This is a genomic window from Pseudarthrobacter sp. C4D7 (assembly GCF_013359725.1).
Lineage (GTDB): Bacteria > Actinomycetota > Actinomycetes > Actinomycetales > Micrococcaceae > Arthrobacter.
The window spans coordinates 15705-38369 of sequence record NZ_JABFMW010000034.1 but is presented as its reverse complement, the minus strand read 5'-3'; the positions used below and the strand labels follow the sequence as shown (position 1 = coordinate 38369).

Genomic DNA, 22665 nt, shown 5'->3' with positions numbered 1-22665 from the left:
CGAACTCCTCCTCGCCGCGGCAGCCTAACCGTTGCAACGACCACTTGACTTTCCACGGCGAAAACGGCAGTTACTCAGCAATCGATGGCGGTGGCGTTGGGTCGTGCCGGACCGGGGTCCCTGCCGCGAAGGCCCGCACCTGCGCGTCGTCCCACAGGTGTGCCGGGACGGCCCCGCCGAGGAGCCGGCGGCACAGCTGCGGATCGTCGGCGAAGGGCACGTCGCTGCCGGCCATCACCATGTTTCCGTAGCGCCGGCCTTTGAGCATGGCGGGATCGGCGATGATCACGGTGTGTTTGAAGGCGGCCGCGATGGTGGCGGCATCCTCACGGGCGTTCTTCAGGTCCGGGGCGTCACCGGAGTTGGCCACGTACAGCCCGCCGGGGGCCAGCACCCGCTTCACCTGCTGGTTGAATTCGGCGGTGGTGAGGGGCCTCGGAGTGAATGCTCCGGCAAAGACGTCGCGGATAATGAAGTCCCGGGTCTGGGCGGTGAGGGTCTCGGTCACGGCACGGGCCTCCCCCACGCGGATCCGCAGCAGGGGCGCCTTGGGAAGGTCGAACCAGCCGCGCACGTATTCGGCGAGCTTTCCGTCCAGCTCCACCACCACCTGCCGCGCATCCGGGTAGGCAGCAGAGAAGTACCTGGCCAGGGAGCAGGCGCCGCCGCCCAGGTGCAGTCCGCGCAGCTTTTCCGATGAAGCGTCCGACGGCGGCCGGCGGGACTCGATGAGCGCCGCCATCCACCGCATGTACTCGAAGTCCAGGAAGAGGGGGTCGGCAAGGTCGATGTGAGAGCTCATGACGCCGTTGATCTTCAGCAGCCACCCGGTGGAATTGTCCTGGTCCGCGATCAGCTCGCAGTCGCCGGTGTCGATGTAGTAGACGCCCTCCACGGGACCGTTGACCGCGGTCCCCTTGGTCACCTCGACCACTCCGGCCGGCGCGCGGCCGGACCTGCCGCCTGACTTTCCGCGTTTGCCCATTACCCTTGCTCCGCCTCAGTCATGCCTCAACCCTATGTGACACGCCCTGGCCGACGGGCAGTTTCGCTGACCGGACGTTGGCTGGCCGGACGTTGGATGCGGGCCGTTGGCTGACAGGACTTTCAGGTGACGGGGCTGTCTGCCCCCTGGCCGTCACGGATCCGGTTCACCACAGCGGTGGTGGACCGTTCGGCCACGTAGTCCAGGATGGCCACCCGGCCGCCGTACTCCTCCACTGCGGGGGTCTCCGCCAGCATGTCGGGCGTGTAGTCCCCGCCCTTGGCGTACACCTCGGGCCGCAACCGGCGGATCAGCGGCACGGCAGTGGGGGTATCGAATACCGTCACGTAGTCCACGCAGCTCAGCGCCGCCACCACCGCTGCCCGTTCTGCCACGGTGTTGATCGGCCTGCCGGCACCCTTGAGCCTCCGGACGGAATCGTCGCTGTTCAGCGCCACCACCAGGATGTCGCCCAGCTGCTTGGCCTGGTTGAGGTACCGGGTGTGGCCGCTGTGCAGGACGTCGAAGCAGCCGTTGGTCAGCACGATCCGCTGGCCCTGGCCTCGGTGCAGCTCCATTTGCTGCTCCAGTTCCTCCGCACTCAGGGCAGTATCGGCGAAGGCTTCCAGGTAACGGCTGAGCTGAGCGGTGCTGCATACCGAGGTGCCCGGCTGGTGGACCACCACGTCGGCGGCCGACTGGGCCAGGTCCAGGCTGGCGGTCAGGGGCAAGCCGGCCGCACGCGCCAGTGTCAGGGCGGCGACGAATGTATCGCCTGCGCCGGATGCCTGTTTCTCGGCGGCCGGCCGTGCCCACGTCCGGTGCCGCACGCCGTCGGGCGTCAAAAGCAGGGTCCCGTCCCGGTCCAAGGTGACCACCACCGCGCGTGAACCGGTGCCGGCCAGCAGGTCTGCGGCAGCGCCGCCGACGGCGTCCACCCGGTCCTGCCCCTCCGGCAGCCTGCGGTCGAGCAGCCGTGCGGTTTCCTGGGCATTCGGCGTCACCAGGTCAGGGTGCAGGGCCGCCCACGGCCGGGGGTCATGGGCGTCAACCACCACCAGCGGCCGGCCTTCCCCAGCCCAGTTCCCCAGGACTTCCGCCAGCGCGGCGCGGACGGGGCCCGCCACCACGCCGGTGCCGTAGTCGCACACCAGGACAGCGTCCCGGCGTTCGACGACGGCACGGACGGAGGCGGCGAGCGCGTCGAGGGCGTCGGCCGGGACAGCCCTGGCAGAGTCGTCCAGGCGCAGCATCACCTGGCCGCCGCTGCTGATGCGGATCTTGGTGGTAGTGACCATGTCCGGGTGCGACAGCAGGTGCTGGACATCGATGCCCGCCGCGGCAAGCTGCCCGCGCAGGTCCTCCCCCGCGTCGTCGGCGCCGACGACGCCGGCCACGGCTACCGTCGCGCCCAGGGCTGCCAGGTTCATGGCGGTGTTGGCCGCCCCGCCGGGAACCGATTCGCGGACCTGGAGATCCACCACGGGCGCAGGGGCTTCGCGGCAGAAGCGTTCAATGCTTCCGTTCCACCAGCCATCGAGCATAAGGTCGCCGATCACCAGGACCGACGGCTGTTCGGCGGCCAGTCTGCCGGGCAGCCAGTCGGACAGGGCCCGCTGGGTGGAGAGGTCTACGGAGTCAGGGGACGGGCTCACGGCCGGTCCTGTCCATCGGCACTGGTACCCGCGGCCGGCGGCGGCGCGGCAATGTGGACCACCTTGACCTGCGTGAATTCGTCCAGCAGCTCGGGCCCGTAGCCGAATCCTGCGCCGCTCTCGCCGCGGGGCTGGGCTGCGCCGCCGGGGGCGCCGCCGAAGACCGCGTTGACCTTGACCGTTCCCACCGGGAGCGCGGCCACTGCCTGCTGGATGTGCGCGATGTTGCTGCTCAGGACCGTGGCGGCCAGGCCGTACCTGCCGCTGCAGGCCAGGCGCAGGCCGTCGTCGAACGTGTCCACCACCTGGACCGGGGCCACCGGTCCGAACGTTTCCTCCGTCATGACCTGCATTCCTTCGGTGCAGTCCAACAGGACGGTAGCCGGGTAGAACGAGCCTGGCCCGTCCGGCAGGGAACCGCCTTCAACGGCGCGGGCGCCCTGGCCCAGGGCCGCTGTGACGTGTCCGTGGACGGCGTCCCTCATGCGGACGTCCACCAGGGGCGCCACGGATCCACTGCCGTTCCGGAGGGCTGCCTCAGCCTCAAGTGCCCTGCAGAAATCGTGGGCGATGTCCTTGTGGACATAGACCCGTTCCACGGAAGTGCAGATCTGGCCGCTGTTGCTGAAGGCTCCAATTGCCGCCTGTTCTGCTGCCCATACGGGGTCCACGTCGCGGTCCACCAGCAGGGGATCATTGCCGCCATTTTCCCGGAGGACGTGGGCGCCGGTCCCGACGGCCGCCCGGGCGATCCGGGAGCCGGCGGCGCTGGAACCCACGTGGGCCACCACATCCACCTCCGCCTGTGACAGGGCAGCCCCCACATCCGCGCCTCCGGAGATGGTCAGGAAAACACCCGCCGGGAAGGCTGGGGCCAGGACCTCACCCAGCGCCTCTCCCAGCCGGGGGCATCGTTCGCTGGGTTTGTGGATGACCGCGTTGCCTGTCACCAGGGCTGCCCCGATCAAGCCGCAGGCTACTGCCACCGGGTCATTCCACGGGGTCAGCAGGACAGCTACGCCCCGCGGTTCGGCGACTGTGTAGTCCGAGGCGAACCGGCCGCCGCGCAAGCTGTGGCCGCGGTGTACCGGGCCCAGTTCGGCGTATTGCTCCAGGGTGGACACGGCGGCGCCGATTCCGGCCAGCGCCTCATCTTCTGGCCGGCCGGTTTCACTGGCGTTCAGGCCGGCGAGTTGCCGGGCCGCAGCATCGAGCGCCCTGGCAGCGGTCCGGAGTGCGGCACCCCGTTCGGCCGGAGCGGTTGCCGCCCAACCGGGCGCAGCCCTGCGGGCCACGTTCACAGCATCAAACACTGCGTCCGGGCCTGCCTGCGGTACCGTCCAGAGAACGTCACCGGTCCGCGGGTCCTGGATAGTGATGCCGGCGCCCTCGATGATCCCATGGCCGGCGGTTGTTTCGGTGGCTGTGATGGGCATGGTGTTCCTCCCGTCCTATGGTGCTGGATGTCAGTGCTGATGGTCCTGCTGGTGTGGCGGCCGGTACCCGGCTCAGGGCCAGGAGCCTTCTTCCTCGTGGCAGATCAGCATCTCCCTGACCTCGCAGCCGGTGGGCTGGTTCAGGGCGAACAGGATCGCCTGGGCCGTGTTGGCGGGATCATTGAGCCGGGAATCGTCCTGCGGTTTGTACTGTTCGGTCCGGTCGTCAAAGAACCGGGTCTTCATGCCGCCGGGAATCATGGTGGTCACGCCAATGTCACCGCCGGTTTCCGCGGCCAGCGCGTGACTGAAACCAACCACCCCGAATTTCGAGGCGCAGTACGCGGTGGCATCGGCCACGGCGCGCTTGCCCAGGGTGGAGGCCACGGTGACCACCCGCCCGTGGCTTTCCTTCAGGTACGGCAAGGCGGCGCGCACGGTGGAAACGGTCCCCATCAGGTTGACCCCAATGACCTTTTCCCATTCGGTGGCCTCGACGTCGGCGAGCTTTCCGCAGCGGTCGATCCCTGCCGCGGTAACCACCGCGTCCAGCCCGCCCAGGGCCTCTGCGGCCTCGCGGACCGCGTGCTCCACAGCCGCGCGGTCAGCAACGTCCACTTCGAACGCCTTCACCCCGGAAACGGTGCTGATATCGCGGTCCAGGACCACCGGCGTCCCACCGGAGCGAAGGACGGCGTCGACGACGGCGGCCCCCAGTCCCGAGGCGCCTCCGGTGACCAGGACGCGTCCGGGTGAGGGGGCGGTTGGGGTTGATTCTGCGGTCATGGTGTTCCTTTCAATAGGGCAACAAAAGGCGAAGGAAAGTTCAGCTGACCTTGGCGAGTGCGGCCGCCAGGCCGGTGGTGGAACGGGCCGGGTGGAAGGGGACGGTAAGGCAGCGGCCGCCCCATCGCTCCACCAGGTCTGCCTCGGGCAGGCGGGCTCCCTTGTAGTCGCCGCCCTTGACCCAGATATCGGGGCGGAGACGGTCCAGGGCTGCTTCGGGAGTGTCCTCGTCAAAGACCATCACCGCGTCTACGCATTCCATCGCGAGGAGCAGTTCGGCCCTGTCGTGCTGGCCGAGGATGGGACGCTGCGGGCCCTTGAGCCGCCGCACCGAATCATCCGAGTTGAGGCACACGATGAGGCAGTCCCCCAATTCCCGGGCCGCGGCGAGGGATCTGATGTGGCCGGCGTGGATCAGGTCGAAGCAACCGCCGGTGGCCACCACCGTCCCGCCGCTTCCCCGCACGGAACGGGCCAGGAGCAACGGTTCGGTGGTGCGCCGGCCGGGTTCCGGCCCGGCGTTTGCGGGTGCAGCATCTGTCCCGTCGATGTCGGGCAGCGCCGCGACACCCCCCGCAGCCAGGAAGTCGGCAGCCTCGTGCACTGCCAGGGCGGCTGCCTCCGGAAGGTCCCGGCCGGCCAAGAGGTGAACTGCCAGGCTGGCGGCGAGGCGGTCGCCTGCCCCGCACGGGTCACCGGCTTCCACCCTCGGAGCGGGTACGGTCCGGGAAGCGGCACCGTGCTGCAGCAGGACCGCCCCGTCGCCGCCCCGAGTAACCAGGACGGCCTGGCTGCGCCAGCGTTCCAGCAGGAGCTGCGCGATGCCGTCCACCGAACCAGGGACGTTTCCTGCGGCCTGGGCCGCCTTGGTGGCTTCGGCAATGTTCGGTGTCACCACGGCAACCCCTGGCACCGGCTCCGGCCCTGACGGGTGCGGGTCCCACACGATGGGTACCGAACCAGCCAGGCGGCCCAGCAGTTCACGCAGTTGCGGATTGGCCGCCAGTCCCCTGCCATAGTCGGCCACGATGATCACGCCGGCCGTTTCCACCGCCCGCAGCATGGCCGGGCTGGCCTCCGGGACGGGAGGCTTGTCGCAGCCCTGGTCGAAGCGGACCACCGGATGGGCGCCTGCCCGGACCCGGGTCTTGACCGGCGACGGGTGACCGCTTCTTCCCGCCACGAGCTGCACCCCGGCGAGGTGCGTCCTCAGCTGGGTGCCGGCGTCGTCCCCTCCCAGAACCGTCACCAACGTGACGGGCCAGCCGTCCCGTACCAGCATGCGCGCCACCAGGCCCGCCCCGCCGGCACGGCGGCGGACACCGGAAATGTCCACCACGGGGACAGGGGCGTCCGGGCTGAGCCGGGTGGCTTCACCGGAAAGGTCCACGTCGAGCATGACATCGCCCACCACGACGATCCTCATGGCCGCCCGCCTTGCACCATCGAAGGGAAGGGCGTTGGCGTGTGCCGGGCAATTTCAAGGTCGAAGGCGCGGCACACCGCGTGCAGGGCAATCAGGTGCCCCTCCTGGGCGTTGGCATTCAAGGCGTCGATCATTACGGCCTCGTCGCAGGCGTCCGCCAACGGATTGGGACCGCAGCCGGTCAACGCCCAGGTGGTCATGTTGAGCCGGGCTGCAGCGTCCGCTGCCCGCAGGAGGTTGGGGCTTTTTCCGCTGGTGGACAGCAGGACCAGAACGTCGCCGGAGCGTCCGTGCGCACGCACCTGCCGGGCGAAGACGTCGTCGAATCCGTAGTCATTGGCGATCGCCGTCACGGCTGACGATTCGGCGTGCAGGGAAATGGCGGAGAACGGGACCCGTTCGCTGTCGAACCGGCCCACCAGTTCCGCCGTCAGGTGTTGCGCTTCAGCGGCGGATCCGCCGTTCCCGGCAGCAAGGAGCCGGTGTCCCCGCAGCAGCCGCTGTGCCAGTTCCACGCCCCAGGCGGCCAGCCGCCCGGACTGGTTGCGCAGCGACTCCAGCGCCGGAAGCACATTGTCCAGGTGCAGGCGGACCGCGTCGGCACTGGCTGGATCAACGAACGTGGCTCCGGGAATCAGCGCGGGCAGAGCCGGCGGCGTGGCCAGGGCACGAAGGTCTGTTTCCCGGAGCGTCGATTCGGCAGTCACAGGGCTGCTCCTTCCATGGGAACCGGTCCGGTTTGGGCGCCGGAGCGGGCGCCCGCCACAGCGAGTTGGTAAGCCTTCTCCGTCTCTGCCGCAACACGGTCCCAGGAGTACCTGGTGCGGGCGCGCTTTTCTCCGGCCCGGCCTAGGTCCTTCCGGAGGCTGTGGTTCTCCAGCAACAGCACCAATGCCGAGGCGATGGCTTCCGGGTCCAGCGGGGGAACGTGCAGCCCGGTGGCGTGGTCCACCACTGTGTCACGCAAGCCACCGACGGCGGCAGCCACCACGGGCACCCCGCAGGCCATGGCTTCCAGCGGCACAATGCCGAAGGGTTCGTACCACGGGGCGCACACGACGGCATCGGCACTGCGGAAGATGCCAGGCATGTCCGCCCGCGGCACCTGTCCCTGCAGCGTCACGTTTCCGGACACACCCAGTTCCGCGGCAAGGGCCAGCAGGCGGCGGATTTCCGGATCCTTGTGCAGGGCGTTCGAGTCGCCTCCCCCGCCCACAATCAGGAGTTCGACGTCGTCGAGTCCTGCCGCCTTGAGGTACGGGAGGGAGCGGATCACCAGGTCCACGCCCTTGCGCGGTACCAGCCGCCCCACCGACAGGATTCGGTACCGGCGTTTCCTTGCGGCCACCGGACCCTCCGCCGAGAAAAAGCTGAGGTCCACGCCGCAGGGTGCGATCGAGATCTTTCCCGTGGCGACGCCCATGGCTTTGAGCTCGAAGACTTCGTCGGAACAGGTGGCGATGATCCGGTCCGCGGAGCGTCCAACGCCCGGTTCCAGCCAGCGGCGTTCCTCGGGGCTGGTGTCCCCTGCGCCCTGATGCCTCCGCTTGACGGTGCCCAGGGCGTGGAACGTCTGCAGCATGGGCACCCGCCGGCCGGCCCCGGAGCGCCGGGCAGCGTCCAGTGCCGCCAGGCCGGACATCCAGAAGTGGCCGTGAACAACGTCCGGTGGCCGCCCGCCCCAATCCCTGGCCACCCCGTCCGCGAGCTCCCCCATGTACGGCAGCAACCCGTCCTTGGGTACATGCCGGGCCGGACCGGCGTCCACGTGGACCACCTCCAGGCCGGGTTCCACCCGGACTCGTCCGGGCAGCTCCGTTGCGTCCCGGCGGGTATAGACGGTGACTTGGTGGCCCCGCCTGGCAAGGGCCGCGGACAGCGCGGCAACGTGGACGTTCTGGCCGCCGGCGTCCACCCCTCCCAGTGCCGCCAATGGACTGGCATGTTCAGAAATCATCGCGATTTTCATGGGGTTTTCCTCTCCCGCGCCGGAACGGGGATCCGTTCATCCGGGCGTTCGTTAACGGAGTGCCGGGGCCGGCGGCGAAGGTCCGCAAGGAGTTCATCCCAGCGGTCCTGGAACCTGCCCAGGCTGTAACGCTCCAGCGCCGCCTCCCGGGCGGCGAGTCCCCGCCGTCGGGCTTCCTCCGGATTGGCAACCAACCGCCCAGCGCAACGGAGCAGCTCATCGATGTCCGCCGACACAACGCCGGCATCCTGCGGCACGGCCCGCGGTGCTTCGGTGGAGGCAAGGACCACCACCGGCATTCCAAGATGCATGGCCTCCAACAGGGACAGCCCCAGCGAGGTCCACCGCATCGGATGGACATAGACGCGGCAGCGGGCAAGCTCCCGGTGCAGCTCACGGGTTTTGAGGTCGCCCCGGGACGTCAGGCGCGTGTGATCGATACCTGTGGCTGCCGCGAGCCCTTCGGTCTTCATGCCGAACACCTGCAGGGGCGCCACGGAGGCGAAGGCGGGCAGGAGGTCCGTCCCAGTGACCCGGCCGCGCCGCACGGGCTCGTTGACCACGACTCCCAACTCGGGCAGTTCACCGGAGTACAGCAGTCCCGGGTCCGGAATCCCGTGCTCGATCACCGTCGTGGGGGCGGCGCCGTTGTCCCAGGTCATCCGGTTGAAGTGGGTCACGTGGACCACTGGAATGCTGTCCTGGTCCGCGAGCGGATGGCTGACGTTCGGGACGTTGCCTTTAGGCGTGTTGTGCTCCACGAACACGGCCGGCAGGTCGATACCGGGCCTCCGGCCCAGGGTCCGCACCACTTCGTGGAGCTCTTCGGGCCGTTGGAGGACGACGACGTCGACGGAGTCGCCGTCGAGCGTTGCCACGTCCACCTCCCGCACGGAATCCGGCCAGTCCCTGCCTGCGCGGCCCAGCCCCCAAGCCCCACCGCCGGGGCGGACGGAGAGGAGGTATTCGTGCCGGCCGCGGACAAAAGCGTCGGTCCAGGAGCCGTGGACGTGCCAGAGCAGGATCCTCATCTGTTGCGCGCCTTTCTGCGGGTGCTGGCGTGGGTGCTGAACGAGCTCACGCCGCTGACCAGGCGGTCCACTGCCGCCACAACTTCCTCCGGCGAGACCGAGTCGAGGCAGGGGTGGCCGGGAACCGGGCATTCGCGGGCACGGGACATACGGCAGGGAGCGTTTTGGTCCCCGAGAAGTTCCAGGGACACACCGTAGGGTGCCCACCGGATGGCCGGGACCACGGGGGAAAACAGGCACGCGACCGGCGTTCCCACGGCGGCTGCCAGATGTGCCGGGCCGGTGTTGCCACTGACCACGGCGTCGGCGCCGGCCATGACGCCGGCCATGGTGGGAAGGTCCGTCCGGCCGCCGAGGTCCAGGGCAGAAGGCCCTGCCACCGTGGCGGTCAGCGATTTTTCGCCGGGACCGCCGGTCACCACCACCCGGTACCCGGCACCTTGGAGGAGTTCGACGGCGGCCGCGTGGTGCAGGGGAGGCCACGCCCGTGCCGGGACGGCCGCTCCGGGGTGGACCACGACGTAAGGTTCGGTGCCGACGATGGCAGTCACGTCGGCCAAGGAGTTGATGCGCAGCTTTCCGTCGTCGCCGGGCGGCAGCCGGAAGCCGGCCGCTTCGGCGATGCCCAGCGCCCGTTCCGGTTCGGGCTGGTCCTCGGGGAAGTCCTCCCCCGGTTTCAGCCGGACGTCAAGCAGCGAACCAGCGTAATCGGTGGAGGCACCGGTGATGCGTTCCACTCCTGCCAGGCGCAGCAGGAGTGCCAGCGGAAGGGGTGATTGGTGGAAAGACGTGAGGATGACGGCTTCGGTGATGCGGGAATTGCGCACGTAATCGATCAGCCGGTCCGCATGCGGACCCGTCATGCCCGGCGCCGGGTTCATGATCCAGGGGCTGTCCCAGCTGTAGACGTCGTCGACGCCGGGGAGCAGGGCGGCGGCGGCCTCGCCCTGCCGGCCGCACAGCATCACCACGTGGTTGCTGCTGCCGCCCTGCTGGGCGCGGCCATTTGCCACAGCGCGGACCGCAGGACCTGCCAGCAGAACATCGCCCATGCTGTCCAGCCGGGCCACCAGGAGGCGCCCCATCAGACGGTGTCCTGCAGCAGGCCAACGGCGGCGGCCAGATCGGGGGCCACGAGCCGCGCCGCAGCAACTTCTTCAGGACGTGTCACGGGGGTGGGGACCAGGACCCCGGTGGCACCGGCGGCTTCTGCTGCCCCGACGTCGGCACCGATGTCCCCGATGAGGGCGGCCTCCGATTCGCGGATCCCCAGTTTGCGGCAGGCGTTATGGACCATACCGGGAGCTGGTTTACGGCAGGAACAGCCGTCGTGTTCGGCGTGCGGGCAGACCTCCCACACATCGAACGGTCCCAGGAGTTCTTCCACCCGGGCGTTGACCTTTTCCACGTCGTCGCCCGTGATCAGGCCGCGGGCAATACCCGACTGGTTGCTGATCACCCCGGTGGCGATTCCGTCCGCGCGCAGGCCGTCGAGCACGGCCTTGGCACCGGCCATGGGGACCACTTTGCCGGGGTCCCCATTGTAGGGCACATCGACCACCAAGGTTCCGTCCCGGTCAAAAAGGACAGCCCGCAGCGTGGACGTTTCGGAGCTTGCCATAACCACCCTGTTCCCTCCTGCCGCCACCTCTAAACCGGGGGCCGCGGGCCTGCCGAAAGCAGCGCAGGATACGCCGCTGGACAAGCAAGATACGCGTTAGTTCGGCAGCGCAGCAGCGCTGTTACCTGGTTCCCGTTCCGCCGTGGCGCCGGTTCACCTGTGTGCCGGCATTGCCGGCGTATCCGGCCCTCCGGGGCCGGTGGAAAGGGGCGGCGGGACTGGCAGGACGGCCTGGCTGGTACGCGCGGTCCGTCCTGCCGCCGGCTGCTTCCTGCGGCCTGCCAAATTGCGCACTGTCCTCCAGCCTGCGTTGCAGTTCCACCAGCACTTTGGCCAGCCTGCGGGATACCTGCATCTGGGACATTCCCAGCCGCTTCCCCAGCTGCACCTGTGTCTCTTCGCAGAAGTAGCGCCGGTACAGAAGTTCGCGGTCCGCGTCATCCAGGTCCTGCATTGCGTCCCGGAGGCAGGCAAGCTCTTCAAGCCGTTCCAGCGGTGTGTCCGGGCTGGCCAGCACCTCGCCGATCGACGGAGCGTCCGAATTCGGGTTGACGGCGTCGAGCGAATCCGGGTGCATGCTGCTGGACGCCGAAATCGCCTCCAGAACCTCTGCCGGGTCGCTTCCCAGCTCACCGGCCAGCTCCGCGACGCTGGGGTTCCGGCCCAGCGTCTGGGTCAACTCCGGCTCTGCCCGGAACAGGCGGGTCCGCAGGTCCTGGATGTGGCGGGGCGGCCGGACAACCCACGTCCGGTCGCGGAGGTACCGTTTGAGTTCGCCGGTGATGGTGGGGGCGGCGTAGGCGGGGAAACTTTCGCCTTTGGCCTGGTCGAAGCCCCGCGCTGCCTTGACCAGGCCTAGATAGGCCACCTGGTTCAGGTCCGCGCGTTCCCTGCCACGGGCTTCAAAGCGTGCGGCGAGGGCTTCGGCGAGGTCCAGGTACCTCAGGACAAGATCGTTTTCGAATGCTTCACGAAGACGCCCCGAGGGGGCTTGCGTGGGTTCCTGCGGGGGGTGAACCGGCTGGCAGCGGTGGACAGGCGAGGCTTCCACGGCAAGTGCGGCAAAGGATTCGGGCATGGGTGTGATTTCCCTCGGTGTGGTTCCGAAAGCCTGCGGCAAGACTTAGAAGCAGCAAATCATAAGCTTGCTTATAAAACAATGCTCCTCCGCTATAAGCTCGGAAAATCAGCGGCACCACGTCAACGGCCAAGGAGCCCAGCCATGCGCATTGCCATCACCGGAGCCAGTGGAAACGCGGGAACAGCATTGCTGCGAACCCTGCACGGCAAGCTGACCCAAAAGCCGGGAAGTTTCCAGCTCGTGGGCATCAGCCGCAGGCAGCCTGACACGTCGCGGGAACCTTACAGGGGCGTGCAGTGGCACACCCTTGATGTGGGTCTGGAGCAGGACTCGCCCAGGCTGGAGAAGGCGCTGGCAGGAGTGGACGCAGTGGTCCACCTGGCGTGGCAGATCCAGCCGAACCGCGACCTGAAGTTACTGCACCGGACCAACGTCACGGGGACCAGGAACGTGCTGGCCGCCGCCGCCCGGGCTGGGGTCAAACAGGTTGTGTGCGCCTCTTCGGTGGGCGCCTACAGCAAGTCCGGCAAGGCCCAGCGCAGGGACGAGTCATGGCCGGCCGAAGGAATGGCGGGCTCGCATTACAGCAGGCACAAGGCCGAGCAGGAAAAGATCCTGGATGGGTTCGCGGCCGCGAACCCGGGCATTGCCGTGGCCCGCCTGCGGCCCGCGCTCATCTTCCAGGAGGACGCAGGGGCAGAAATCGGCAGGTATTTCGTGGGGCGGGTCCTGGCCAGGCTGGTGCCGGCCAAACCGTGGCTGCCAATACTGCCGCTCCCCGACGACCTGGTGTTCCAGGCCGTCCATGCGGACGACGTCGCGGAGGCCTATTGGCGCGTGGTCGACCAGCGGGCCAGCGGGGCCTTCAATATTGCCGCCGAACCGGTCCTCACGCCCCAGGAACTGGCGCGCATCCTCGGCGCCAGGAGGATCCTCCCCATCCCCATGCGGCTGCTCCACTCAGTCGTGGACCTGACGTGGCGTGCCCGGCTGCAACCCACCGATTCCGGGTGGGTGGAGATGGCCGCCGGCGCCCCCATCATGGACACCGGCCGCGCGGAACGCGTCCTGGGCTGGCAGCCGAAGGTTTCCTCGATCGACGCGGTCAAGGAAATTATTGCGGGCATGGGAACGGGGAAGGGAGTCAATCCTTCCCCCGTCCTCAAGCCACGCCGGCCCTAAGGACGGCCGCTGGCGGCGCCACGGACCATGTCACCGGCGCCCTCCGATGCCTACGCGCCTAGATGCCGGTGCGGGGGCCGCCCTCCCGGCGTCCGTCACGCACGTCGTGCCCGGCGGCAGCGTCCCCGTCGCCTGCGTCCCCGGCATTACCCGCATGCCTGCCCGTATTTCCTTCCAGGCCCTGGGCAGGACCGGCGTGGGCTGCGCCGTGCCCGTCACTCGCGGACCCGCGGTCCTGGGCATCCTGAGCGTCGTAGCCTTCCCGGCGATCGTCCCTGGCGTCGTAGCCTTCCCGGCGATCGTCCCTGGCGTCGTAGCCTTCCCGGCGATCGTCCCTGGCGTCGTGCACTACGGCGTTGTCCCGCCGGCCGCCGTCGGTCTTCACATCGGGATCAAGCTCATCCGCCTGCCGCGCACGGCTGGCAACATCCCCGCGCAGAGCCTGGGCTTCGTGGCTGCGCTTCTCGGCTTCCTGCTGCAGCCGGGCCGCGTCAACCTTGGCCTGCTCGGCGTCGGCACGAGCCCGGGCGGCGCGGGCCTCCCGCTCACGTGCATCAATTTCCATGTTTTCGGCTTCGCGCCGGATCTCGGCGGCCTCTTCGCGGTGCTCCCGGTCCCGCTTCTCCTGCAGGGCTCTCCGGCGGCGTCCACCAGCCAGGAGCAGCAGCACGACCAGCGCGACCACCACTACGCCCACTATTACCCACACCCATGGAGCTGTATCCACGTTTCCCACCACTTTCCACTTCGTTGTGACCGGGCAGGCCCCCGCCGTTCCGGCTGACATTGTTGGCGCGGTTATATGCCGCTTAGCAAGGGTACTTACCTTTTATTAGTAATCATGCTTATTATTTTACGGCCAGTGTTGCTGGTTCTGACTCAAGCACCAGCCTTCATGGAAAGAGAGCGAAGATGACAGAGAACCAATGGCCCGAGGATCCCGCTTACACGGCTCCGTCTGCCCACTCAGGAATTCCCGGCGAGCGGGAGCCCGCCGCCTTCCCCTCTGCCGCCGCTCCGGCTGCCGGCAGCGGCTATGCAGGCAACGGCTATGGCGGCGGCGCCGACGGCACCTCCCGCAAGGACGCGGTCAAGGAGGAAGCCGCCGATGTTGCGCAGACGGCAGCGGGCTCAGCCCAAAACGTGGCGCAGACGGCGAAGGATGAGGCCGCGAACGTGGCGCACGAGGCGAAAGCCAACGCCCAGGACCTGCTGAACCAGGCACGGTCAGGCCTTGCCAGCGAGGCCGGTACCCAGCAGCAAAAAGCCGCCGAAGGCATCCGCAACATCTCCACCCAGCTCCACAGCATGGCCAGCGCCCCGGACCAGCAGGGCATGGCCGGGGACCTGGTCCGGCAGGCGGCAGAACGCACCTCCTCCATGGCCACCTGGCTGGAAAACCGGGAACCCGGCGACCTCCTGAACGAAGTCCAGCGCTTCGCCCGCAACAAGCCCGGGACCTTCCTCCTCCTCGCCGCCGGCGCCGGCGTCCTGGCCGGACGCCTCACCCGCAGCCTCACCGCCGGCGCCCCCGAGGCCTCGACTTCCGCTCCTGCCGGCACCGGAGCAGGTGCAGCGGGCCTGTCCGGCCAGTATTCGGGCAGCAGCTCCGGCGACCAGTACAACCAGTCAGCCCCGGCAGCGGGCGGGACAGTTCCTCCGCCACCGGTCCAGCTGCCCGGCCCGGCCACCACCACGGCGGGATACGACGGCGGCGCTCCCGGCAGCAGCTACCCTGAGGCAGCGGGGGCGGCCGGCGGCCTGGACAGCCCGCAACTCGTGGAGGAGCCCTGGTCCGGCAACCAACTCTCGGACGATCCGCTCCGTGACCGTGCCCTCGCCGACGACCCCATGGCCAATGATCCCCTCACCCAGGACCGCACCCGGGGCGGCCAGGCGGGTGGCCTGTGATGAGCAGCCAGATACCGGAGCCGCCGCCCACTGCGGCGCACGTGAAGGCGGAGAACGCCTCGCTCGGTGAACTGCTCGGGGACGTCACCCGGGACCTGTCCACCTTGATGCGCCAGGAAGTGGACCTGGCCAAAGCCGAACTCAAACAATCCACCTCCCGCGCAGGCAAAGGCGCCGGCATGCTCGCCGGTGCCGGGATCGGCGGACACTTCGTCCTGCTCTTCCTCTCCCTGGCCCTGATGTGGGCTCTGGGCGCCATCATGCCCCTGGGCTGGTCCGCGCTGATCGTCGCAGTCATCTGGGGCATCATCGCCGCCGTCCTGGCCTCGACCGGCCGGAAGGAACTCAAGCAGATCAAGGGCCTGCCCCAAACCGGGGAAACCCTCTCAGAAATCCCCCCCACCCTCAAACCAGGCGAGGTAAACCGATGAGCGAAAACCCCGACGTCATCCGCGCAGACATCGAAGCCACCCGGGCACGCCTGGGCACCAACGTCGACGCCGTGGCCGACAAAGTCACTCCGTCCAACATCGTCCACCGCCAAACCGACAAAGTCCGCGACGCCGTGACCGGGGTGAAGGAGAAAATCATGGGAGCAGCAGACACCCACACCAGCAACGCCATGCACACCACCGGAGACACCCTAAACCAGGCCACCGAAACCGTCTCCGCGAAACTCACCGACGCCGGCCACGCGGTTTCCAACACTCCGGACCAGGTCAAAGCCAAAACGGCCGGGAATCCCCTGGCCGCCGGACTCATTGCCTTCGGCGCCGGCATGCTCCTGTCCTCCCTCATCCCGGCCAGTGACAAAGAACGCGAAGCCGCGGACCACCTCAAAACCGCAGCCCAGCCCCTGGCAGAACACGTCACCGAAACGGCCAAGACCATGGCCCAGGACCTCAAGGAACCTGCCCAGGAAGCCATGGACAACGTCAAAGCCACCGCTACCGACGCTGCCCAAAACCTCAAAACCGAAAGCCAAACAGCCGCCACCGACGTCAAAGACCGCGCCACGGACGCAAAAGACACCATCCATAACAGCTGACCGGCCCACTGCGGCACGTTAGGCAACACGTTTGATCGGCAGGCCGGCACCGCCCTTTGCGCGGGCCGGCCTGTCCGCTTAGCTCCTGATTGAGAGGACTCCCCAGTGGCCACTCACGACGATTCCGAGACCAGTACCGCCAAGGCGGGCCAGGCTCCGGATCCAAACGACGCAAGGAAACCCACCAGCCCGCGGGACCTGGATAAGCCGTCCTGGAAATACATCACCAAGAAGACGCTCCGGGAGTTCACCAAGGACCAATGTCCCGACCTGGCAGCGGCTCTCACCTACTATTCAGTACTGTCGATTTTCCCGGCCCTGCTGGCGCTTGTCTCCCTCCTCGGGATCTTCGGGGACCCGCAAAAGACAACGTCCGCCCTGTTGGATATCGTGCAGGGTTTCGCCCCCGGCCAGACAGTCGAAACGATCCGGCCTGTGGTGCAGGACCTCGCCAGCTCCTCGACCGCCGGCATCACCCTGGTCCTCGGCCTCCTTACTGCCCTCTGGTCGGCGTCCGGCTACGTCGGCGCCTTCGGCCGGGCTATGAACCGCGTCTATGAAGTTGACGAGGGCCGTGCCTTCGTAAAACTGCGCGGCACCATGCTGGGCGTTACGGTCGTGAACCTGCTGATCGTCGTCGCGATCGCGGCGATGCTCGTACTCAGCGGCCCTGTGGCACAGTCCGTCGGAAACCTGATCGGACTCGGTGGCGCCTTCCTGACGGCTTGGGACATCGCCAAATGGCCGGTGATGCTGGCATTGATCATTGTCGCGATCGCCATCCTTTATTACGCCACCCCTAACGTCAAGCAGCCGAAATTCCGGTGGATGAGCATGGGTTCTGCCATCGCCCTGGTGGTGTTCCTGCTGGCGTCGCTGGCTTTCGGTTTCTACGTTGCGTACTCCAACAGCTACAACAAGACCTACGGCGCCATCGGGGGCGTCATCGTCGCCCTGCTGTGGCTGTGGATCCTGAACATGTCGCTTCTGTTCGGCGCCGAATTCGACGCCGAGGTGGAGCGCGGCCGCGAGCTGCAGGCCGGCATCAAGGCTGAGGAAACCATCCAGCTTCCGCCGAGGGACACCAAGAAGAGCGAGAAGCTGCAGAAGCAGATCGAGGAGGACGTCCAGCACGGCCGCGAACTCCGGGAAAAGTATGCCGCGGAGAACGGGCAGGACGGTTCCGGCACTACCCCCAGCGCGCAGCATGGCAGCGACGGGCAGGGCGGCGTCCAGCCGGGCGAGCGGCACCGCGACAGGGTCCGGGAGAAGGTGCAGCACCGTGCCGGCCACGGAGATTCCGACGACGGCGGGCAGCCAGGCGCGGGCGCTTCATAGGGCGCGGCCAGCCGTAGTGAGGGGGACTAGGCAGGACCTTCGGGATGGAGGAAAATTCATCCTGCAGGTCCTGTTTGGTTTCCCGGGAATGCAGTAAATCCGGGGTAATACGGGGTCGGCGGTGAGATGGCCTCTTCTGAGACCGAGGCCAGTCCCCCCAGTCGCCGTCGGCCCCCTCAGGCCCGCCCCTGCAGCCGTTCGCGGCCGGACGGCGCAGCACTGTACATGCCCCCGCCCCACAAGTTGCAACCGGGCCGGCTCCAACTGGACAACCACACGGAACTGCAATAATTTCTTGAATACCTCGCCGGGATCCCCTGGAGACCGGCAAGGCCGCTGAAGCAGACGGCGGAATTACTGTCGACCCCTTATGAGCGGACATGCCTGCTACCCATTTTGAACAGTTTCTTGCCGAAGCCGTTGTCGCGGACAGGGAGCCCGGGCTGGGCCTCAGGCGCGACGAGCTCTACGGCCTCTACACAAGTTGGTGCCTCCTGCACAAGGCTGACCTCCAGCCGCCGGAATCCCTGTGGGAAGCCCTGGAGGATGCCGGTATCAATCCGGACAGCAACAACCTCTCCATGACCGGGCCGGCTGCGGCAGACTACATCGTTGCCAGCGCTCCGGACCTGGTCTGAAACAAAAAATTACCGGCCGGGAAGGCCGGGGACACAGTCATGGAAGATTGAGTCCCTGCAATAAAGGGCTGTTGCCTCCGGGCAGCAGCCCTTTCCCGCGCCCGGCAGCCCCCACTCCAGGCTGTGCTGGCCCGGCAGCCCCCTTACGGCTGCGTCAGCGCCAGGAGATAGGTGGCGAATCCATGCGGCGCCCGGCCCGCGGTCCTTCCTGAGGTGAGGACGCGCGTGGTGTCGGTGGCAACAATGCCTGCGCCGCCACGTCGAAGGCGGCTCACCAGCTCCTGGTCTTCATCAAAATCGATGGCGGGGAAGCCGCCTGCAGCCAGGTAGGCGGAGGCCCGGACGCCAAGGTTCGCGCCGTATACGTGGGAGTGGCCCTCGGTACCTGCGTGCCGCGCGTGCCAGCGGGCCAGCAGTTCATGGTGCATGCCGTGGGGGTCCGGCTGCACCGTGCCAAGGACGACGTCGAAACCGAGTGCCGCCAGTTCAAGTTGCCGCACCAGCCAGTGGGAAGGCACGCAGGAATCGGCGTCTGTGTTGGCCAACCAGGTTCCCTGCAGGGGGTGGCCGGCCGCCGCGCCGCCGGGTTGAGGCTGCTTGGCCGCGTGCGCGAGTGCGGCACTGACACCGGCCTGCCGGCTCTTTCCCACGCTCCCGAAGCTGACGGGAAGGAGCAGGTACCTTGGGTCCGCGGCAGCAACGTGCGCGGCCACTTCCGGGGACCGGTCGGTACAGGCGTCCAGGACAACCACCACGCGCACATCCACGCCCGGCAACTCGTCGGCCACCCGGTCTGCCGCGCCGCTGACCGCGGTGAGAGCCCGTTCCAGGTGCTGTTCCTCGTTGTGGGCCGGGATAACGACCGCAACCTGCCCGATGCCGCCGGAATCCTGGACTGGTGGCGGCATTGAAGCAGCTTCTCCCGGACCGGCCGGCATCATTCCCCGGCCCTGCTGTCAGGGGAAACCAATACTTCCAGCACGAAGTCGCGTTCCTGGTAAAGCCCTGCCGTGCGCCATCGCAGCCGTTGCCGGGCCAGGGTGTGGACCGTGTCCCCGTCCAGTTCCCAGCCGGTTATGGGATGCCGCCAGTGGCACAAGAGGAGGGTTCCGCCCGGTTCCAGGGTGGCCTCCACCCGGTCCCACAGCCGGGCCAGCTCGTTAGGGGCCAGGTAGTAGCCCACCTCGGATACCACCACCAGGTCGAACGTTCCTTCGGGCCAGGCTCCCGGCAGGACCCGTTGCTCCACCTGCACCCCGGGCTCGTCCTCCAGCCGCCTGCTGGCCCGCTGCACGGCGGTCCCACTGGCATCCACTGCCAGCAGGTTGCGGCACCGGGGTGCCAGTTCGGCGGTCAACGTCCCGATGGAACATCCCACTTCCAGGCCGCGTTCATAGGATTCCCCCGGGAGAGCCGCAAGGGTGAGCGCGCGTTTGCGCCGCTCGTACCAGCTTGTGGCGTAGTCCCAGGGATCCTCATGGCCGGCATGGACCCCATCGAAGACCACTTCCGCGTCGCTGCTGGAGTGCAGCGGCCCGGGCGGAGGGGCGGCGGGCGTCCAGGCAAAAACCTCGTAGCCGCGCGAGAAGTGCTCCAGGAATGCGCCGCTAAGCAAGGTTTCGTCCCCGGGCTGCGGTGAAAGCGGCTGCACCTGGGTTGTGTGCTCCGCCATGGCGCGCTCCTTGGCCGTGCGGGCGGAGTGCGCCAGATGGAACCGGACCCACTGCTGCCAGTCCTGGTCCTGGGGCGTGGCCCAGTGCCAGAACCAGATGGGGTACTCCAGGAGCGCGTGGCCGCCTTCCCGGGCCACCTCGGCCGCCGCCGCACCAACGGCCTCGTGGTCGCCGTGGCCGTCGGCCCGGTGGGGTGCCACGAAGACCAGCCCGTCCGGAGAGCCGGGCAGTCGACGCCCCGCATCCCGGGCCGCACCGGCGATCGCTTCCGCGTGGCCGCCCAGTCCGCGGTCCGGCAGCCCAAGGAAGGTCCAGCGGTCCGCCAGTCCCAGGGCGTCCATGGCCGCCGAGAATTCGCCAAGCCGGACGGCGGCCAGTTGGCTGGGAGTGGTGGTGGGCGACTCCGGGTGCGACCCCTCCCCTGCCGTGCACAGCAGGACTTCAACCGTGGCTCCCAGGGCTGCCAGCGAGGCCATGAGTCCGCCGGCACCGAGTGTTTCGTCGTCCGGGTGGGCTGCCAGGACCACGAAGCGCATGCGCGCCAGTTCGGCCGCATCCAGTGGCAGTTCCGGCACCGCAGCCAGGCCGCTCCGGTTCCAGGCTTCCTCGCTGGTTCCCTGGTCTGCGTGCGAGAAGGTCACCACGGGCAGTCCCCCTTCAGCGCCAGCCGGCCAAGCTGGGCATCATCCCGCGCGCCGTGGTGCTGCCGGACGTACAGCGCCAGGTCCGCCATCCGTTTGGCATAGGGTTCGTCGAAGGCAAGCGGCCCGGGGCCCCGGTTGGAGCCCACCAGGCAGAGGACGCGTTCGACGGCGGCGGCAACGGTTCCGCGTACACGCTGGGCTTCGCTCCAGGTGCTTTGGTTCCCGTCGGAGCCAAGGGTGCCATCGTCGATCCGGGCTGCCGTCCGGGCCAGGTACTGCAGGGCGGCGGCAACGGTCCTGTCCGCCTCGCCCAGTGCCGCGAGCGCCAGTTGGTCCGGTTCCCGCCCGTTGTCCGCAGCTGCCAGCAGGCCGTCACGGTAGTCCCGGGCAACCCCCACTGCTCCGCCCAGCCAGCAGGCTGCGACGCCAATTCCTCCCCACGCAAAACCGGGCCTGCTGTGGTACCAGCCGGTGCCACCCACGGGCGTCGCCGGGACCTGGTCGAAAGTCACGCTTCCGCTGGGGATCTCCCGGAGCCCGCGCGCGATCCATGCCGGTTCCTCACACGCCACGCCCGGGTGGCGGAGGCTCACGGCAAAGGCCGCCCGGCCGCCGTCGTCCGTGTGTGCGGTGATGACGGCAGCGTCCAGGCTGCCGGCAAGCGAACACCAAGGCTTGGTTCCGCTGAGCGTGGTCCCGCCTGCTGTGGAGCCCGCCTCCAGCCTGGCGTGTGGTGCTTCTGCGGCGAACACTCCCCACGCAGCATCAGCGGCCCCGTCCGGGGCGGGTTGGACGGCGGGGAATGCCTGGCGTGCCTGGGTAAGGATGGCGACGGCGTCCAGGTGCGGCTCCAACACCCGGGCCGCGGCCACGTCGGCGGCAGCCACGGAGGCCAGGAGCTCCCATAGCACTGCGGTGCGTCCTTCCCCGGGCCGCGGCCACGTCCGTCCGGCCTCGACGGACAGGGCCAGCAGGGCCGGCACATCCCCGGCGGCTGCGGCGAATGAGTCAAGGGTTGAACGCCACGGCGCAAGGTCGGCAGGGGTGGAGCTCAGGAGCACTGGAGTAGTTGGCGCTGGCAAGTACGTCCTCCGTGAAAGGTGTCCGGTGGCACCGGACGCATCTCAACAGCTTACTTACTGTTTTGCGGGAGGATGCGCGCCAGGGCGAAACCGTCCCAGCCCTTGGAGCCGACGGTCTGGATCACGGTGGAGTCCAGCCGGGGGTGTTCGCCCAGCAGTTTGAGTGCGTCGATGATGCCCGGGGCGTTGACGGGATCCATGTCCGGGTCCAGGACGGCGCCTTCCCAGATGGTGTTGTCCAGGACCACGGCCGCGCCGGGGCGGCCCAGCCTCACGGCCCAGTCCAGGTAGCGGCTGTTGTTTTGCTTATCGGCGTCGATGAAGATGAAGTCGAACGGCTCCCGTTCCTCTTCTTCGAGGGCGGCCAAGGTCTCAAGTGCCGGGCCCAGCCTGATCTCCACGCGCTCCCCCAGGCCGGCGGCATCGATGTTGGCCCACGCTACCTCAGCATGCTGGGGCAGGTATTCACAGGTGACCAGGGTGCCGTTCGGCGGCAGTCCACGGCCCATCCAGATGGTGCTGTACCCGGCCAGCGTGCCGATCTCGAGGATGCGACGGGCACCGGTCAGCTGGACCAGGAGCTTGAGGAGCTTCCCTGCATTGGGCGCTACCTCAATGGCGGGCATGCCGGCCTCCGCCGCGGCATGGATGGCGCGTTGGACCGCACTGTCCGGGTGCACCACGGCAGCGGACAGGAATTCCTCAGTGGCGATCCATTCCGGCCGGGGCTTGTGCTCGAACATTGCCACATTTTGGCACGCGGCGTGGCGGGGGTCCAGAGAACCGGGGCCGGATAAACCCGGCCCTGGCAGGACGCTTAGGGCTCCTGCACCAGGGCATTCTCCAGGCGGTCAACCTTCGCCGTCAGCTCGCCGCGGTAGCCGGGCCTGATATCCGCTTTGATCACCAGCGAAACACGGCTGCCGTAGCGCCCCACGGCCTCGGTGGCGCGCTTGACGACGTCAAAGACTTCATCCCACTCGCCTTCGATGGTGGTGAACATGGAATCCGTCTGGTTGGGCAGTCCGGACTCCCGGACGATCTTCACTGCGGCCGCAACGGCGTCGTGCACCGACGCATCGTTGGGCCGCGAGCCTTCGCTGGGTACGCCGGAGGGAGCAACAGAAAATGCGAGCAACATGCTGCCCAGTCTCCCACG

23 protein-coding genes are annotated in these 22665 nt (G+C 68.2%); 6 read left to right on the top strand and 17 right to left on the bottom strand.

The annotated features are described in order from the left end of the window. Positions 1-70: 70 nt before the first annotated feature. The 11 genes from HNO81_RS17725 to HNO81_RS17675 all read right to left on the bottom strand — a co-directional run bounded on the left by HNO81_RS17725 (position 71) and on the right by HNO81_RS17675 (position 11987). Complete coding sequence (locus HNO81_RS17725) at positions 71-985, bottom strand: spermidine synthase (RefSeq protein ID WP_175319419.1); 915 nt, start codon at positions 983-985, stop codon at positions 71-73. Between the two features lie 122 nt (positions 986-1107). Beyond that, positions 1108-2640 (bottom strand): D-glycero-beta-D-manno-heptose 1-phosphate adenylyltransferase, encoded by a 1533-nt coding sequence (gene rfaE2, locus HNO81_RS17720; RefSeq protein ID WP_175319418.1) that lies wholly within the window; start codon positions 2638-2640, stop codon positions 1108-1110. Continuing rightward, positions 2637-4076 carry an aldehyde dehydrogenase gene (locus HNO81_RS17715; protein WP_175319417.1) on the bottom strand — a complete coding sequence of 480 codons (1440 nt, stop codon included), beginning with the start codon at positions 4074-4076 and terminating at the stop codon, positions 2637-2639. Before HNO81_RS17715 ends, rfaE2 begins: the two co-directional genes overlap by 4 nt. A 72-nt stretch (positions 4077-4148) precedes the next feature. Then, on the bottom strand, positions 4149-4862 hold the full coding sequence (locus HNO81_RS17710; protein WP_175319416.1) for an SDR family oxidoreductase: 714 nt from the start codon (positions 4860-4862) through the stop codon (positions 4149-4151). Positions 4863-4902: 40 nt separating this feature from the next. Beyond that, positions 4903-6288, bottom strand: coding sequence for a PfkB family carbohydrate kinase (locus HNO81_RS17705; RefSeq protein WP_175319415.1), 1386 nt, complete (start codon positions 6286-6288; stop codon positions 4903-4905). Further along, on the bottom strand, positions 6285-6995 hold the full coding sequence (locus HNO81_RS17700) for an SIS domain-containing protein (RefSeq protein ID WP_175319414.1): 711 nt from the start codon (positions 6993-6995) through the stop codon (positions 6285-6287). Before HNO81_RS17700 ends, HNO81_RS17705 begins: the two co-directional genes overlap by 4 nt. Further along, positions 6992-8257, bottom strand: coding sequence for a glycosyltransferase (locus HNO81_RS17695; RefSeq protein ID WP_175319413.1), 1266 nt, complete (start codon positions 8255-8257; stop codon positions 6992-6994). Before HNO81_RS17695 ends, HNO81_RS17700 begins: the two co-directional genes overlap by 4 nt. Then, the gene (locus HNO81_RS17690; protein WP_175319412.1) at positions 8254-9288 is read right to left on the bottom strand and encodes a glycosyltransferase; all 1035 of its coding nucleotides are present in this window, start codon (positions 9286-9288) and stop codon (positions 8254-8256) included. Before HNO81_RS17690 ends, HNO81_RS17695 begins: the two co-directional genes overlap by 4 nt. Beyond that, the gene (locus HNO81_RS17685) at positions 9285-10373 is read right to left on the bottom strand and encodes a glycosyltransferase family 9 protein (protein WP_175319411.1); all 1089 of its coding nucleotides are present in this window, start codon (positions 10371-10373) and stop codon (positions 9285-9287) included. The genes HNO81_RS17690 and HNO81_RS17685 overlap by 4 nt, the downstream gene beginning before the upstream one ends. Further along, positions 10373-10909 carry an HAD-IIIA family hydrolase gene (locus HNO81_RS17680; RefSeq protein WP_175319410.1) on the bottom strand — a complete coding sequence of 179 codons (537 nt, stop codon included), beginning with the start codon at positions 10907-10909 and terminating at the stop codon, positions 10373-10375. The genes HNO81_RS17685 and HNO81_RS17680 overlap by 1 nt, the downstream gene beginning before the upstream one ends. A gap of 121 nt (positions 10910-11030) precedes the next feature. Further along, positions 11031-11987 (bottom strand): sigma-70 family RNA polymerase sigma factor, encoded by a 957-nt coding sequence (locus HNO81_RS17675; RefSeq protein ID WP_175319409.1) that lies wholly within the window; start codon positions 11985-11987, stop codon positions 11031-11033. Positions 11988-12131: 144 nt separating this feature from the next. Between HNO81_RS17675 and HNO81_RS17670 the strand changes: the two genes are divergently transcribed. Then, positions 12132-13172, top strand: coding sequence for an NAD-dependent epimerase/dehydratase family protein (locus HNO81_RS17670; RefSeq protein WP_175319408.1), 1041 nt, complete (start codon positions 12132-12134; stop codon positions 13170-13172). Between the two features lie 58 nt (positions 13173-13230). Here HNO81_RS17670 and HNO81_RS17665 read toward each other — a convergent pair whose 3' ends face one another. Next, positions 13231-13899, bottom strand: a complete 669-nt coding sequence (locus HNO81_RS17665; protein WP_175319407.1) for a hypothetical protein — start codon at positions 13897-13899, stop codon at positions 13231-13233. Between the two features lie 185 nt (positions 13900-14084). On the opposite strand from HNO81_RS17665, the gene HNO81_RS17660 reads away from it, so the two are divergent. The 5 genes from HNO81_RS17660 (at position 14085) to HNO81_RS17640 (ending at position 18107) form a co-directional block, all read left to right on the top strand. Further along, complete coding sequence (locus tag HNO81_RS17660; protein WP_175319406.1) at positions 14085-15083, top strand: hypothetical protein; 999 nt, start codon at positions 14085-14087, stop codon at positions 15081-15083. After that, positions 15083-15514: a phage holin family protein gene (locus HNO81_RS17655; protein ID WP_175319405.1), complete on the top strand. Its 432-nt coding sequence runs from the start codon at positions 15083-15085 to the stop codon at positions 15512-15514. The genes HNO81_RS17660 and HNO81_RS17655 overlap by 1 nt, the downstream gene beginning before the upstream one ends. Next, positions 15511-16131: a DUF3618 domain-containing protein gene (locus HNO81_RS17650; protein WP_175319404.1), complete on the top strand. Its 621-nt coding sequence runs from the start codon at positions 15511-15513 to the stop codon at positions 16129-16131. Before HNO81_RS17655 ends, HNO81_RS17650 begins: the two co-directional genes overlap by 4 nt. 105 nt (positions 16132-16236) lie before the next feature. Beyond that, complete coding sequence (locus HNO81_RS17645) at positions 16237-17469, top strand: YihY/virulence factor BrkB family protein (RefSeq protein ID WP_175319403.1); 1233 nt, start codon at positions 16237-16239, stop codon at positions 17467-17469. 380 nt (positions 17470-17849) lie between these two features. Next, the gene (locus HNO81_RS17640; RefSeq protein ID WP_175319402.1) at positions 17850-18107 is read left to right on the top strand and encodes a hypothetical protein; all 258 of its coding nucleotides are present in this window, start codon (positions 17850-17852) and stop codon (positions 18105-18107) included. A 143-nt stretch (positions 18108-18250) separates the two neighbouring features. Here the strand turns inward: HNO81_RS17640 and HNO81_RS17635 are convergent, their stop codons facing one another. From HNO81_RS17635 to HNO81_RS17615, 5 genes are all read right to left on the bottom strand, one after another. Further along, complete coding sequence (locus HNO81_RS17635) at positions 18251-19015, bottom strand: glycosyltransferase family 2 protein (protein ID WP_175319401.1); 765 nt, start codon at positions 19013-19015, stop codon at positions 18251-18253. Positions 19016-19044: 29 nt separating this feature from the next. Beyond that, positions 19045-20424: a bifunctional PIG-L family deacetylase/class I SAM-dependent methyltransferase gene (locus HNO81_RS17630; RefSeq protein WP_175319400.1), complete on the bottom strand. Its 1380-nt coding sequence runs from the start codon at positions 20422-20424 to the stop codon at positions 19045-19047. Further along, positions 20418-21506: a hypothetical protein gene (locus HNO81_RS17625; protein ID WP_371818303.1), complete on the bottom strand. Its 1089-nt coding sequence runs from the start codon at positions 21504-21506 to the stop codon at positions 20418-20420. Before HNO81_RS17625 ends, HNO81_RS17630 begins: the two co-directional genes overlap by 7 nt. A gap of 50 nt (positions 21507-21556) precedes the next feature. Further along, entirely contained in the window at positions 21557-22249 is a 693-nt protein-coding gene (locus tag HNO81_RS17620; RefSeq protein ID WP_175319399.1) for an O-methyltransferase, read from the bottom strand. A gap of 74 nt (positions 22250-22323) precedes the next feature. Then, positions 22324-22647, bottom strand: a complete 324-nt coding sequence (locus HNO81_RS17615; protein WP_175319398.1) for a thiamine-binding protein — start codon at positions 22645-22647, stop codon at positions 22324-22326. Positions 22648-22665: the final 18 nt, after the last annotated feature.

Bases quoted from the DNA above. Each gene is read 5' to 3' on its own strand.
- HNO81_RS17725 (WP_175319419.1), bottom strand. From the start codon at position 985: ATGGGCAAACGCGGAAAGTCAGGCGGCAGGTCCGGCCGCGCGCCGGCC.
- HNO81_RS17715 (WP_175319417.1), bottom strand. From the start codon at position 4,076: ATGCCCATCACAGCCACCGAAACAACCGCCGGCCATGGGATCATCGAG.
- HNO81_RS17710 (WP_175319416.1), bottom strand. From the start codon at position 4,862: ATGACCGCAGAATCAACCCCAACCGCCCCCTCACCCGGACGCGTCCTG.
- HNO81_RS17705 (WP_175319415.1), bottom strand. From the start codon at position 6,288: ATGAGGATCGTCGTGGTGGGCGATGTCATGCTCGACGTGGACCTTTCC.
- HNO81_RS17695 (WP_175319413.1), bottom strand. From the start codon at position 8,257: ATGAAAATCGCGATGATTTCTGAACATGCCAGTCCATTGGCGGCACTG.
- HNO81_RS17690 (WP_175319412.1), bottom strand. From the start codon at position 9,288: ATGAGGATCCTGCTCTGGCACGTCCACGGCTCCTGGACCGACGCTTTT.
- HNO81_RS17685 (WP_175319411.1), bottom strand. From the start codon at position 10,373: ATGGGGCGCCTCCTGGTGGCCCGGCTGGACAGCATGGGCGATGTTCTG.
- HNO81_RS17680 (WP_175319410.1), bottom strand. From the start codon at position 10,909: ATGGCAAGCTCCGAAACGTCCACGCTGCGGGCTGTCCTTTTTGACCGG.
- HNO81_RS17675 (WP_175319409.1), bottom strand. From the start codon at position 11,987: ATGCCCGAATCCTTTGCCGCACTTGCCGTGGAAGCCTCGCCTGTCCAC.
- HNO81_RS17670 (WP_175319408.1), top strand. From the start codon at position 12,132: ATGCGCATTGCCATCACCGGAGCCAGTGGAAACGCGGGAACAGCATTG.
- HNO81_RS17660 (WP_175319406.1), top strand. From the start codon at position 14,085: ATGACAGAGAACCAATGGCCCGAGGATCCCGCTTACACGGCTCCGTCT.
- HNO81_RS17655 (WP_175319405.1), top strand. From the start codon at position 15,083: ATGAGCAGCCAGATACCGGAGCCGCCGCCCACTGCGGCGCACGTGAAG.
- HNO81_RS17650 (WP_175319404.1), top strand. From the start codon at position 15,511: ATGAGCGAAAACCCCGACGTCATCCGCGCAGACATCGAAGCCACCCGG.
- HNO81_RS17640 (WP_175319402.1), top strand. From the start codon at position 17,850: ATGCCTGCTACCCATTTTGAACAGTTTCTTGCCGAAGCCGTTGTCGCG.
- HNO81_RS17635 (WP_175319401.1), bottom strand. From the start codon at position 19,015: ATGCCGCCACCAGTCCAGGATTCCGGCGGCATCGGGCAGGTTGCGGTC.
- HNO81_RS17620 (WP_175319399.1), bottom strand. From the start codon at position 22,249: ATGTTCGAGCACAAGCCCCGGCCGGAATGGATCGCCACTGAGGAATTC.
- HNO81_RS17615 (WP_175319398.1), bottom strand. From the start codon at position 22,647: ATGTTGCTCGCATTTTCTGTTGCTCCCTCCGGCGTACCCAGCGAAGGC.